At 43.8% G+C, this 14,540-nt stretch carries 6 protein-coding genes and 2 tRNA genes; 3 read left to right on the top strand and 5 right to left on the bottom strand.

Annotated features, from left to right (window positions below):
* Positions 1 to 385 precede the first annotated feature (385 nt).
* Both H524_RS0110395 and H524_RS0110390 read left to right on the top strand, forming a co-directional pair.
* Positions 386 to 462: transfer RNA gene (locus tag H524_RS0110395), tRNA-Arg, on the top strand.
* 18 nt (positions 463 to 480) lie between these two features.
* Positions 481 to 565: transfer RNA gene (locus H524_RS0110390), tRNA-Leu, on the top strand.
* A gap of 394 nt (positions 566 to 959) precedes the next feature.
* Here the strand turns inward: H524_RS0110390 and H524_RS0110385 are convergent.
* The 3 genes from H524_RS0110385 to ansB form a co-directional block, all read right to left on the bottom strand.
* Entirely contained in the window at positions 960 to 1,472 is a 513-nt protein-coding gene (locus tag H524_RS0110385; protein ID WP_027940172.1) for a flavodoxin, read from the bottom strand.
* 1,145 nt (positions 1,473 to 2,617) lie between these two features.
* Complete coding sequence (locus H524_RS0110380) at positions 2,618 to 3,787, bottom strand: hypothetical protein (protein WP_027940171.1); 1,170 nt, start codon at positions 3,785 to 3,787, stop codon at positions 2,618 to 2,620.
* A gap of 530 nt (positions 3,788 to 4,317) precedes the next feature.
* Complete coding sequence (gene ansB, locus H524_RS0110375; protein ID WP_027940170.1) at positions 4,318 to 5,361, bottom strand: L-asparaginase 2; 1,044 nt, start codon at positions 5,359 to 5,361, stop codon at positions 4,318 to 4,320.
* A 1,085-nt stretch (positions 5,362 to 6,446) separates the two neighbouring features.
* On the opposite strand from ansB, the gene H524_RS16745 reads away from it, so the two are divergent.
* On the top strand, positions 6,447 to 8,435 hold the full coding sequence (locus tag H524_RS16745; protein ID WP_052339053.1) for a methyl-accepting chemotaxis protein: 1,989 nt from the start codon (positions 6,447 to 6,449) through the stop codon (positions 8,433 to 8,435).
* Positions 8,436 to 9,197: 762 nt separating this feature from the next.
* Here the strand turns inward: H524_RS16745 and H524_RS0110365 are convergent.
* Together H524_RS0110365 and H524_RS0110360 are read right to left on the bottom strand one after the other, a co-directional pair.
* Complete coding sequence (locus H524_RS0110365) at positions 9,198 to 12,482, bottom strand: efflux RND transporter permease subunit (protein WP_027940169.1); 3,285 nt, start codon at positions 12,480 to 12,482, stop codon at positions 9,198 to 9,200.
* Positions 12,483 to 12,576: 94 nt separating this feature from the next.
* Positions 12,577 to 13,752, bottom strand: a complete 1,176-nt coding sequence (locus H524_RS0110360) for an efflux RND transporter periplasmic adaptor subunit (protein ID WP_044122032.1) — start codon at positions 13,750 to 13,752, stop codon at positions 12,577 to 12,579.
* Positions 13,753 to 14,540: the final 788 nt, after the last annotated feature.

The raw sequence follows: 14,540 nt of genomic DNA, 5'->3' as shown, positions 1-14,540 counted from the left end.
TTATAGCTTTAATGAAGAGTCAAACGGGCGCATACTATCGTTTTAGATAGGAGTTAGCGCACGCGGTACTGTACAGTAATCAATATTTGTGAGGATTCTCACACATTCCTAGATTTTCGCATAAGAACCGCCATTCCTATCAAGCCTTGCGCTTTCTTATCATATCTAGACATTTTCAAATAGCTTCCTTAAGAAAAGCGCAAAAGTACCATGCATACTAAACTAAGTTAGCTAAGTGGTGTCTTTGATAATCCTATTTATAACAAGGCGCTGCACCGATTATGGTGGCTATGCAATATCTTGAAAAATTTTGAGGGCCGAATATTGCAATTTAAAAAGGGCTTGCTATAATGCACATCACTTGATTCACCACGGTGATGAAAATGACCCCGTAGCTCAGTTGGATAGAGTATCAGTTTCCGAAGCTGGTGGTCATGAGTTCGATTCTCATCGGGGTCGCCAATCAAGGTCTTACTGGATGCGAAAGTGGCGGAATTGGTAGACGCGCTAGCTTCAGGTGTTAGTACCGCGAGGTGTGAGGGTTCGAGTCCCTCCTTTCGCACCATCTCAGTAAACGAAAAGAAAGTCATCAATCGATGACTTTTTTTGTTTCTGTATGTTGTATCTATGCAGTAGCGATAAATCCTACAAATAACACATTTAGTGCGTTATTCAAGAGCTAATCTCCACGGCACAAGCAGTGCCAATCAATCCTGCCTCATCAAGTTATTAAGTTCAGATTTAGTAAAGAACCTTGCATTTAATATCCGTCTAGACCTGCATACTGCACATAACGCAGAGCTCAGCGTACTTATGGCTAGGCTAAAACGTGAAAGATTAATGCTGCAGGTGATCTTTAGGCATGAAAAAAGGGAACTTGCCGTCAGTATCTTTGATAGCAATGTTCCCTTCTGAAAAACAGCATAGTGGCCAATAGGCCTAGCTGCTAAGAGTATTTATTAATCGAGATTGAAGGATGGGCGGATAAGCTCACACCACTTCTTGATACGCTCATCGGTCAGCTCTGGCTGATTGTCTTCATCAAGAGCTAAGCCTACGAAGTTATCGTGGTTATAAAGAGGGAGTGGGCTTGTAAAATCATAGCCCTGAGTTGGCCAGAAGCCTACGAACTTAGCGTTACGGAACTGGAAAGTCTCGTAGAGCATACCCATGCCGTCGAGGAAAGTGTCAGGATAGCCGATCTGATCGCCGGTACCAAATAAAGCTACGATCTTACCGTCGAACTTCATATCCTCGAGCTTTGGCATGAAAGCATCCCAATCTTCCTGGAGTTCACCAACACTCCAAGTAGAAGTGCCGATGATGAGGTAGTCGTACTCACCCATCATTTCGCCGTCGGTGTTGATGTTGTGCAGATCAACATATTCCTCACCGAGTTCCTGAGCAATACGCTTGGCGATGTTACCGGTGGTGCCGGTATAGGTGCCGTAGAATAAGCCGATTTTTTTCATGCCTACTAGCCTTTAAAACATGACTGTCAGTCCCGGAGTGGATCTTATAGGTTCATACCATGCCACGTCCGTGGGTGCTGATAAAGTTTCAGCTGACAGGAGTATACAGACAAATTGTTTGCGTCACTTACAGCAATGTGGCGTATAAAAGTACACATAGTGGTAAGGCAGCGACTGATAAGAGATTGCTGTGGTCTTGTATCTGAGGCCGTGCATTGCAGTTTCCAGGGGGCAAACTATTGCTTGCTTGAATGCTGGAGAACATACACTCTGTTCTTGTTATGTTCAGTTCTGTCTAAACACAAAAGTAAGTGAACAATCAGACGTTTAGTACTTGAGCAAGTTTTAATAACTTATGACTCAGTGCAATCAAATGTCTGATTGAGGGACATGCGTCCAAGTGGCAGCATGCAGGACAAATCAAGAGTTGTAACAACAACTTGTAGCATCAAAGACAACGTGTGTCTTAAAGTCGCTTTGCCTGTTAGCTCTTAATAGCTAACCATCGCTGCCTGCAAGTTTTCTGCTAATAGCTGTCACCTTGCCTAAAAGCCCTTCGTGACTGACGAGGCAGAAAACCAGCTTGTAAACTGATTGTTGATGCCGCTATATGCATCATGAGCAACTTAAGCCCATTAAGCTAAGACATCTCACATAAAGTGCCTAAAACCATCTTTTAGGACGGTGTATTATAGCGTGTACATCTTGTTTATGGCCATTTTATGACTCAATCATATGTACTTTTGTGTAAATATGACTGTGGTTCAATGACTGATACGCGCTTTTTGACCAATTACATGTGATAACGTCAATTGTACGAGAAATACTGAGCTTAGCTGATTGTTGCAAATGATTATCACAAAGCGCTTTTTTCTTTACAAAATCAACACACAAAGTTGCATAGAAATTGTTTCAAAAGGCGCTTTAACAGCATCGTCACACCATCATGTAAGTTAAATATTTCCCGATACAAAGGCACATAGCAACGTTCAATTGAAGAGTAAATGGCTTACTAGAGTCAATGATAAAAGTACACTAAGAACTTTTTACATTGTTATAAGACAAAAAATACAGACACAAGGCCTATATTCTAGGCCTTAGTTGTAACATTTCTTGCTTAGATTTCTAGTAGCTATTTAGTATGGTTACTTAGCGTTAGCTGCGCTAACGATAGCAACAGCGGTAGTTGCGATGTCGTTTAAGAATGGACCTTGTGCAAAAGGACCTACGTGAACAATTTCACGCATGAGCGCAACATCTTCTTCCAAAGAGCCACCCTCAAACTTAACTGGCAGTACTAAGCCAAGCTGCTGAATGTACAGAGCATCCTTTAAAGAGGCCTCTGGCATCTTAGTACGTGCGCGGTAGATAGCTAATGCAATCTCGTAGACTTCCTTGCTGCTAATACCATAGTGGCGGTTATCAAAAGCCTCAAGAGCAGCACGACGAGGGAGAGCTAATACCTTCACCATCTCACGACCGAGCTGAACGTTCTTAAAGTCTGACTTAATGAGGAGATTTAAAGAGCATAACTTCTCAGCCCAAGCCTCACTCATAACAAGCAGAATAACGTCAGTATCAGTAGCGTAGATCTGATATTCCTTTCTAAGCTCTAATGGACCAGTGATGGTAGCGTGAGGAGCTGTCTGTACAAACTCATCGACATACTCACCAACATGGAAGTAAGGCTCGATGATATCTTTAGCCATGTTGTGCTTAGCGTGCAGCTCATTGATGGTCATACGGCTTAAACCACCCTTGCCATCAGAGTAGTCCTCAGGAGAGCGTAAGTCTTCATCATCGTACTGACCACGTAAAGCATTGGCTAGTAAGGATGCGTCAGCAACTTTTGGAGTCTTGGTGTAGCAAGGAAGCACTACACCGTAAAGCTCACAGATAATGCCATCACGCATGTTGATAAATGGATCCTTGTGGCGAGTACCCCACATACATGCAGCAACTACGTGAGAGTAGTAGCAGCTACCGTAAACACGAGCATCTGACAGGCGCATCATGACGTGTGAGCTTGGGCTGATGAGTAAGTAACAATCAATCTCGCCAGTCTCATCGATGTGTAACTGCAAAGCACGCTTTGGCAGGTAACCCTCTTGTACCCAGCGCTCAGCTAATGCAGGACGAGCAGCTAAGATATCGAAGCGGCCATCTTCACTTACGTAGAAGGCAAACTCTTCACCACGGTCGCGATCTACAGCAATCTTGATTCCGTCAGGTAAGACCTCGCCAATTGGCAGAATGCTCGGTGAGGTGTCATCCATATCGATAACAAACAAACTCTCGTTGACGAATCCAGACATTGATAGCTCCTAAGGCTGATGGCCCTTGTTTATCGGCATGCATCGAAGCGATACAAGCCTATTCAAATAGTAAAAAGGTTATATTTAGCATACCCTAGCAAATGTGATATGCATTGAAAATCTTTGTCACGCGGAAAGACTATCACCTAAGCAAAAGCAAAAGGATCTGTCATGATCCTAAAGAAAGCCTAATTTCACGGCCTTTTGACCATCTACTGATCTTAGTAATCCTCTTCTACATGGCTAGATATTCTCATGTGTATCAGCATTGTTATGTATTTCAAATGCTTAGCGCTAGCCTCGTAGTTTAAGAGCCATCCGCCTTAAATTTCTTGTTTACACCATGCTTGTGGCGTAGCAGTCTATCTGCAGTTGCATCAGCAGCTACCTTTACATTTGGCTATGGCTACGATCTTGATTGGCGGGCATGAAAAAGGCCCAGCTGGCGGGCTGAGCCTGAATGGAGAAAGCTAAATTGGATAAGCTGCATTAGTTAGAATTAGTAGTTATCGACTAATGCCTCTTATTAATTAGTACTTGTCAAAGTATTCTTGGATCTTTGCTGGATCCTTGGTCTTAGTTAAGGCAAGCTGCAGTAATACGCGGGCCTTTTGTGGGTTTAAGAACTGACCTGCAACAAAGCCGTACTTCTTATCGTCGATCTCGGCGTCTTTGGTAGCTGAGCCTGTTGGAACACGGCTAGAGCGAACTACTGCTACACCGTCTTTAGCGGCCTTCTCAAGTAATGGGAAGAGGTTCTTATGGATGTTGCCATTACCAACACCGGCAGTAACAATACCCTCATAACCTGCATCTAATAAAGCCTTGAGCGGCTCAGCTGGTACGTTGGAGTAGTTGTAGACAATGCCAACCTTAGGCAGTTTGTCGAGCTTGCTAACATCAAATGGAGTGTCCTTGGTATGAGGAGTGTCTGGGGTGTTAGCAAAGTGAACTTTGGAGTTGAAGATGTAGCCCATGGTGCCAAAGTTTGCACCTTGGAATGTTTCAACAGAGGTAGTGTTGGTCTTAATTACGTCGCGAGCAGAAATGATCTTGTCGTCCATGGCAACCATGGCACCGCGACCGCCTGCCTCTTTAGTTGAGGCAACTACTACTGCGTTGTATAGATTCTTAGGACCATCAGCTGATAGACCAGTAGATGGCAACATTGCGCCTACAAAAACGATAGGCTTTTCGCACTTGGCAGTTAGATTAACAAAATAAGCAGTTTCTTCCATGGTATCGGTGCCGTGTGTTACCACGAAGCCATCTACCTTGTTACAGTCTTGGTTAATGGTCTTAACTAAGGTTAACCAGACATCGTCGGTCATGTCTTGAGAGCCGATCTGAACTACTTGCTTAGGGATTACATTAGCGATTTCTGCAAGCTGTGGCACTGCAGCTACGAGATGGTTTACAGAAACCTTACCAGCAGTGTAAGCAGTGTCAGTAGCAGACTGACCAGCACCGGCAATGGTACCGCCAGTGGCTAAAACTTCAACATTTGGTAATGCCATAGCGGCGCTGCTGCTTGCGACAAATAAGGCTGCTGCTAAAAGAGTACGCTTGATCATGCAAAAGCTCCTAGAAAATTCTCGTAATAACCGTGAACTAAGAGAAAAACCACGCCACACAACAAGTCTTGAGAGTGGTCAGTTGTGCTAGCAAATGCTGCTATCGAATCTAAAGATCAATCTTTTCTTAAGCGATAACGTTTTTAAGATGCCCATTACTAGCATTAAAAGAAGCAATCTAAGTGAAACCAATGATTGTAGAGAGCTTCTTTTACATTCACTGCACCGATGTTGGAAACAATAGCCCAAAATCGCCCTAAAAATGCGCAAAGTGCTTTTAAATTTAACAAAATGGGATGTGGGTTTTACTCTTGAGTTTTTGGTGATGACAAAGCTTAATTACTGGTATAGCAGCGTATTGGTTATGTGTAATGATAATGAAATGGCTATTTTTTGAGGATTATTCTTTCTAGTACCACGTTGACTTTTAGAACTTAAGAGTTTAATTGGCGAACAGATAGAACAACGCTATGCAACTATTTGCAGTAAATCTGCAATCTATTTGCACTTTTTATGAGCAAAGTATGACTCAAAATGAGGCCTGCATCATAGATACTGATAAGTTTAATTAGTTAATGCTACATAGGATCACAAAACCATCTTTTAGTAGTGTTACTGATGTTACTTAAGCCTATAATTCCATTTTCTTTGACACAGTTTAATACACTTCATTGTCTTGCATGCTTAATATTAATGCTCCAAACTCACTGAAACATTTACTAACTGTGCTCATAATCAAATCAAGTACCTTTACCGTTTCCTTATTCTTTAGCACAGAAATTTTGCTATGCGCTAGATTGTATTTTTACTAAGGATTATGGAAGGAATTTACTCACGCAAACTTAGGCGTGTGGATACTTTACTAGTTTGCCAAACTCTTCTAAGACTCGTAGCTATTGAGAGATCAAGCTTATTTAAGCTGATATCTATAAGTCTATTACACTTGTGTACGTCGAGATAGAAGACTTCCCTAGACTGCTCTAAACCTCACCTTAACAGTGTAGGCTTAGCTTCATGAGTGCCATTATGTAGTTGATTGCGTCTAGGCAGTGTTTTGGCGCTGCTTGCAAACATCAGGAGCTATCATGGTCAGAAATTCTCTGGTCCGACGCATTGCTATTTCTAGCATCCTGTCTAGCCTAGTGGCTATCATTGCCATTACATTTGTGTTCTATCAGATCTCAGTATCACTGATTCGTCAGGAGATTCTGCGTGAACAGCTTCCGGCTAAAGTTGAACTCATTGCCAAGAACATTCACTCTGAGATTGACCCATTCATACAGCTGTCACGTTCTATGGCATTGTCTAGACATACCATCAATTGGATGAAGAGTAATCATGATCCAGCATTTTGGGATGATTACCGCGAGGAAGTTAACTCTATTAAAAAAGAGTTCAGCCTGTACTCTACTTTCTTAGCCACTTTCACAAAAGGTATTTATATCTACAACGGTGAGGATTTAGGTCCACTGCAGTTTAATGGTCGTGATGCCTGGCTCAATGAAACCATTGAAAGCAGTGATACTTATGTGGTTAATACTGATATTGACGATGTAACTGGCGATCTTGCCTTATATATCAACTACAAGGTATTTGACGATAATCGTAAGGTTATCGGTATAACCGGTGCTGGTGCCAACATTAGCGATCTTATTACTATGATCGGTAATCAGAAGTTTGGTGATACTGGCCACTTTATTTGTGCGGCTGATGACGGTACTGTGCAGTTACATGCTAATCCTAAGCTCATCTTAGAGGCTAAGACCGACGACATCATGCCGGGCTTACACGCTGTGGTACAAAATATCATCAACAAAGGGCTGCCATACGATACCTATACTGCCAAAGATGGCACTGAATATGTGGTTTTAGCTCTTAAAGACAAAGAGTTAGGATGGACCATCATTGGACTTATCACTCGTGATGAAGTTACAGCTCCTCTTACCCAAGTGCTTAAAGCATCTGCATTAATTGGAATTCTGACAATTATCTTAATTTTTGTCTTTAACTTCTTCATTTTCCGTATGCTACATGGTCGCCTTGCCTTACTTACCTACAACATTAAGGCATTTGCTGACTTCTTTGATCGCAAGACTAAGGTTCCTGCATTCAAACGTGCAGCTAATAAGGATGAGATTGCCGAGACTATCGATATCCTGTGCGATATGGGCGAGAGGATCGAAGAGGGTGTTGTTGATAACATCAAGTCTATAAATGCAGTGCAAGAAACCATTAATGATGTGGGTGCTGGTAATCTTAATACTCGTATTCGCTATGAGCCGAAGGATGATTACGTAGCTAATTTAACCCACTCACTTAATGACACTATTGCTGGTGTTTATGGTCTGCTCTCTCAAGTCACCGACCTTATCCACAGCTTTGAGAACAATGATTTCCGTGGTCGTATCGATAATGAACAGGCTCAGGGCATGTACAAGGAGCTCATTGACGGTATCAACGGTTTAGGTGATGCCATGAGTTCTGTATTAGCAGCTGATAGAGCTTTATCTGACTCACTGCGCGAGAAGTCACAACAGCAGACTAGCTCTGTTGGTGCTATTGCTAAGTCAATTGATGATCAGCTGCGCCTTATCGACAATACACTTAATGCAACACGAACCATTACTGCTTCTAACGAAGAGGTTGGTATTCGCACTAAGGAAATTGAAGATAACGCAGCTAAGATTCAAAATGTGGTTGCCTCAATTCGAGACGTAGCCGATCAGACTAACCTTCTTGCGTTAAATGCTGCTATTGAGGCTGCTCGTGCTGGTGCTCATGGTCGTGGCTTTGCTGTGGTTGCTGATGAAGTTCGTGCTTTAGCTGGTGTAACACAGAACAGCTTGAACGATATCATTCAGATCTCTAGCAAACTCATCGAGAACATCAATACTCTTAAGAGTTCTGTTCAGTCACAATCTCAATCTCTTACCCTGATTGAGTCTTCATCAGATGATCTGCGTGCAAATAGCCAGAACAACTCTGCCTTAATTGCAGATACAGAGAACATTACTCGCGAGTTAGATATGATTGCTGAGCGCATCAGCCAGGAAATTGCTCACAAGCAGTTCTAGTGCAAAAGGCAAATTGCCAATTTGATGCTATGCCAAACCAAAGAATGGCAGCTTCCCCATCCAAGCTAACGCTAAGCGAATGTAACAGCTCGGCTTAGTTAAAGCTAAGGCTAATGTAACTGCCTTGCTAAGTTAAGGCTCTAGCATCACTTTAAAAGAGGGTCACTTCCTAAAGGTTGTGGCCCTTTTTTATGTCAGAAAAACATAGCTCATCCACTTACTACCACTGAAGATCAAGGGATAGGTTTTGCCTGCAGAGCTAAAGAGAAAGGTAAAGGCGACCCCATTAAAGTAAGAAGCGCTAGCATGGCCATGGCATGTTGTTACAAGTGGTGAATAGATATGGCTTGGTGCTGGTGGGGATGGTTTTTGATATGAAAGGTTGAGACCTTATGCAGGCAAGTTCACTTGTCACAACCTGGTTCTGACTTGGCCAAGCTAGGCTCACATGTCACGGCTAGGTTCGGTTGAGGTTTAGGTAGGATAGGTTGCACCGCTGCAAGGCTTGAGTCTATCTAGTCTAGATTGCGGCGCTGAAAGGCTCGAGTCTATCTAGGAGAGATTCGCATTGAGCTCTGATATGAGAGCTAGGACGCTAAGAGGCTAGCGGTGAGGATGTGGATGGAGGGCAAAGAAAAAGCGCAGCTTGCGCTGCGCTTTATATGGCCATGTAGGCCTGTAAGGATTTTGGGTATGTGTCCCTGACTAAGCAATGCTTAATCAGGGTGATTGCGACTCTTGTTAGGAGAGTCGTGAGAGTGATTACTCTTGTGGAGGGAGCTTGCGCCCGTTTTCGATAGCACGCTGCTGTCTTTCACGGATGCGAGCCTCTTCGATTTCAGCCATCTTCTTCTTTTGATCTGCAGGAATGTACTTAGTGAAGTAACGCATTACTAGTACGAAGAATACAGGCACGAAGAAAATAGCCAAGATGGTAGCTGAGAGCATACCGCCGATAACGCAGATACCAATCTCATTTCGACCTGCCGCACCAGCACCTGAGGAGATAGCTAATGGCAGCACACCGAGCACGAATGCGGCAGAGGTCATTAAGATAGGACGCAGACGGATACGTGCAGCCTCAATAACTGAGTCTGTAAGGCGGTGGCCTTTGTCATAGAGCTCCTTTGCGAACTCTACAATCAAGATCGCGTTCTTAGCTGACAGACCTACAGTGGTTAAGAGACCTACTTGGAAGTACACGTCATTTCTTAAGACTGTTTGTACTGGCAGGTACTGGGTAATCAGAGCAGCTAATACAGCACCGATAATACCAAGTGGAACCACGAGCATAACAGCAAAAGGAATGGACCAAGACTCATATAAAGCTGCTAAAGACAGGAATACGATGAGTAATGATACTGCGTATAAGAGTGGAGCCTGTGAGCCAGACAGACGCTCTTGGAATGAAACGCCAGTCCATGAAATACCATAGCCAGATGGCAGTACTTCACGAGCGATACGCTCCATTTCATTCATAGCCTCACCAGTTGAAACACCAGGAGCTGGGGCACCTTGAATGTTCATGGCACCTACACCGTTAAAACGCTCAAGACGTGGGGAACCAAAGTCCCACTGAGTGCGAATGAACGCTGAGCAAGGAACCATTTGGCCCTTGTTGTTACGTACATACCACTTATTAAGGTCGAGCTCATTCATACGGGCATCTGCTTCGGCCTGAACGAACACCTTCTTAACACGAGCGTGTTCCATGAAGTTATCGACATAAGCAGAACCCCATGCTACAGATAAGGTGCTATTAATATCAGAAATGGTCAGACCTAAAGCTAAGGCCTTCTCATAATCGATATTCAGCTTGAACTGAGGAGTATCTTCTTGTCCGTTAGCACGAACCTGCATTAACAGAGGTGACTGCTGTGCGGCATAGATATACTCTTGGCGCATCTTGGTGAGGGCCTCATGACCGGCACCGCCATTATCTTGCAGATAGAGCTCGAAACCAGAGGCAACACCGAGCTCAGGAATAGCAGGGAGGTTGAAGGCAAAAGCCAGACCCTCACGAATGCCCATTAAAGGCATGTAAGAACGGTTTACGATAGCATCAGCATGCTGATCAGCGCGGGTGCGCACAGACCAGTCCTTTAAGCGTAAGAATGCCATACCAGCATTCTGGCCAGCACCTGAGAATGAGAAGCCACTAATGGACATGATGGACTCAATGTTTTCACCTTCTGCAGTGGTGAAGTAATTGGAGATCTTGTCAAGTGCGCTATTGGTCTTTTCAACAGTGGATCCTGCAGGCAGACTTACCATGGCCATGAGCACACCTTGGTCTTCGTTTGGTAAGAAGGCTGAAGGAATGCGCATGAAGCAGAATACTAAAGCTGCACAGATAGCAAAGTAAGCTACGATCTGACGCTTTAACTGATTTACTACCTTGCTTACGTGCTTTTGATAAGAGTGAGATGCTAAATCAAAAGCCTTATTAAACCAAGTAAAGAACTTGGTTACAGGCTTCATCAGGATATCACCCTTGTCTTTAGCAAAAGCCATAGCCTTATTTTTAGGAGCAGCCTCACGCTGTTCTTTAGATAAGAGCATGGTTGCACACAGTGCTGGAGTCAAAATCAGGGCTACTAATACTGAAAGCACCATGGAAGATACGATGGTAATAGAGAACTGACGATAAATAACACCAGTAGAACCACCGAAGAAAGCCATAGGAATGAATACAGCTGACAGTACCAGTGCAATACCGATAAGAGCGCCAGTAATCTGATCCATGGACTTAATGGTTGCCTGACGAGGAGGTAACTCCTCTTCATCCATAATACGCTCTACGTTCTCAACCACCACAATGGCGTCGTCAACGAGCAGACCGATGGCCAGCACAATTCCGAACATGGTCAGAGTGTTAATGGAGAAGCCGAGCACGGCCATGATGGCGAAGGTACCTAAGAGCACCACAGGCACAGTAATAGAAGGAATCAAGGTTGCGCGGAAGTTCTGTAAGAACAGATACATAATCAGCACAACAAGCACGACAGCTTCGATTAAGGTCTGGAATACTTCCTCAATGGATACCTTAATAAACTCAGTGGTGTCGTATGGATAATCAAGCTCAATCCATTCAGGGAAATATGCTGAGAGTTCGTCCATCAGTGCTTTAACGTTCTTAGCAGTATCCAGAGCGTTAGCGCCTGAGGCCAGACGAATTGCAATACCAGTAGAATCTTTGCCATTGTAGGTAGCGCCGATCTGATAGGACTCAGAGCCAAGCTCAATTCTAGCTACATCCTTTAAACGCACCATGGTGCCGTCAGTGTTAACGCGTAGCAGAATGTTTTCAAACTGCTCAACGTTCTCAAGACGCTTCTGACCAGTAATAGAGTAAGAGTATTGCTGGCCTGGAACAGCAGGAGTACCACCTAAAGAACCATAGGTTACCTGGGCATTTTGAGCCTTAATAGCTGCAGTAATCTCAGGAACAGTAATAGCTAAGTTAGTAAGCTTTTCTGGGTCTAACCAGATACGCATGGCAAACTCAGAGCCGAATACCTGTAGATCACCTACGCCAGCAACACGAGCTAATGGCTCACGAATGTTGGCGAAGATGTAGTCAGACAGGTCAGTACGGTTGTGCAGAGTATCTTTAGTGCTAAGACCGACCACCATTAAGAAGGCATCGGTAGACTTAGACACGTTAACACCATTAGTCTGCACTACTGCTGGTAACTGTGACTGGGTCTGCTGGAGCTTGTTTTGTACCTGCACCTGAGCAATATCAGGATCGGTACCAGGCTCGAAAGTAATGGTAATAGAAGAGTTACCGTACGAGTCAGAGTTAGCTGACATGTACATATAACCGTCAAGACCCGTCATATTCTGCTCAATAATCTGTGTTACTGAGCGCTCCACGGTAGAAGCATCAGCACCTGGATAAGAGGCGCGGATGGATACAGCAGGAGGTGCAATAGTCGGGTATTGGGATACTGGCAAGGTAAATACAGATACGATACCTGCCAGCATAATTACGATCGCAATAACCCATGCAAAGATAGGGCGATCGATAAAGAAACGTGCCATAAAGCTATATTCCTTCGCAGCGCTTAAGCTACAAGGGCATACATGAACTCATGATTGCCATCTTAGAAGGTGTAGCGCTACTGATTGCAGCAGGTTATTTGGCTGGCTTTTCAGCGCCCTTCTGTGCAGCTTCCATAGCAGCTGCATCGATGATTGGAGTGCCGGAGCGAATCTTCTGCAGATTAGAGCCAACAATACGATCACCTGCCTTCAGGCCAGAGGTAACAACAAAGTAGCCTTCATACTCAGTGCCGATCTTAATGATGGTACGTTGAGCGATGCCCTTGTCATCAATGGTGAACACATAGCTAAGGCCGCCAGACTCACGAATAACAGTATCCTGCTTAACTACAACAGCCTCTGGCAGGGTACCTTCATGTAAGTCACCACGCAGGAACATGCCTGGCAGTAACATGTGATCTGGGTTAGGAACAATAGCTCTCAGGCTTACCATGCCAGTAGTCTCATCAACAGACACGTCGGAGAACTCAAGCTGACCTTGGTGCTGGTACTTTTGACCATTAGAGAAATAAATGTCTACAGGAGCCTTGCCATCAGTGGTCTTAAAACGACCAGTGCTCAGAGCAGCACGCAAAGCCATGTGGTCTTCAACGGTTTGACCTAAGTCAACATACATAGGATCAAGCTGCTGAATGATGGTTAAAGGATTGGTCTGCTGAGCATTAACCAGTGCACCTTCGGTGACATTGGATTTGGAGATACGTCCTGAAATAGGAGCATAAACCTTGGTATAAGCCAGGTTGATATTGGCTGTTTCTACAGCAGCTTCTGCAGCCTTAACTGCAGCGTCAGCCTGGAGGTATGCTGCCTGAGCATCATCGTAGTCTTGCTTACTTACAGCTTTCTTCTCTAATAAAGAACGATAGCGATCAGCCTTTAACTTAACGGTATAAAGGCTAGCCTTAGCACTCTTTAAGTTAGCTGCAGCAACATTGGCCTGTGCTTCATATAAAGCAGGGTCGATCTGATAGAGCTGATCGCCTTGGTTTACAGTTGAACCTTCGGTGAACAAGCGCTTTTGAATAATGCCTGATACCTGAGGACGAACCTCGGCACGGCGGGTAGAGCTAACACGGCCAGTGAGAGTGGACACAATTGGCACTTCCATGGTCTTAGCTACTACGATATCCGCAGGAACACCCTGAGGACCAGATTGTTGCGCACCGTCACCACAGGCTGTGAGCATAAACACTGCTACAGCAAGAGCACTCGGAACGAGATACTTCTCTTTTAAATTGGACAGGAACATACCTGATAATCCTTATTTAATAAATTGCTTAATTTGCTAGATTTCAAGGCTCTTAGTAAATAAAAGTCTTGGAAAATAACAAAACTCCTAAGCAAAATGCCTAGGCACAAGTGAGCAGAGCTTCAGCTATATATATGAAGAGTGCCACACTGCTAGCTTTTAATAGCCGCATAAGCGACTTTAAACCATATTGGCCCAAGAAATAGTCAAGATGGCTTAGTTTTAAACCAAGACTAGGCATAAGCCTAAGTCTTGATGAAATCTTGGTACTACAGGGAGACAAGAGCGAGAGTTGATCCCCGTAACCTTATAGATGCTTATGTTTTAGTCTCAATTATCTAAAGGTTAGTAGCCCATATAAGGGTGCTAGATCTTAGATCTAAGCTTTAATTTTGATAAAGTCATTTCAGCACGCTTTTGTCAGCTCAAATATAGAAATATATGGCATACCTTTTATAAAAAAGTACTAGTGCCATACGCCTATAGCGCTGAGTGCATCTTTTACTCTATATACGTACTGTCATAAAAACTGAATACCTAAGCACTTATAAAGCCCATAAAGTGCGCTTTTAAGCATCATAAAAGTGCAGTTTTAAGATGTAGTACAAGTTTTAAGAGTCGGCGTGAATTGCTCCAGCCAAATCTTACGATTATGGCGTGAGCTTCATGGCGTCGTTGCGCCAAATCTCATATGGTTAACAAGTTACCCATATCGGCTGAAACACGCAGCCGCTATCAAATAGCTTCTTTACAGAAGCATTTTTGAATACTTTTCTAATGATATTAAT

This window comes from Anaerobiospirillum succiniciproducens DSM 6400 (assembly GCF_000482845.1).
Taxonomy (GTDB): Bacteria; Pseudomonadota; Gammaproteobacteria; order Enterobacterales; family Succinivibrionaceae; genus Anaerobiospirillum; species Anaerobiospirillum succiniciproducens.
Note: the sequence above shows the minus strand (reverse complement) of the source record. Positions and strands in the feature narration are given on the sequence as shown.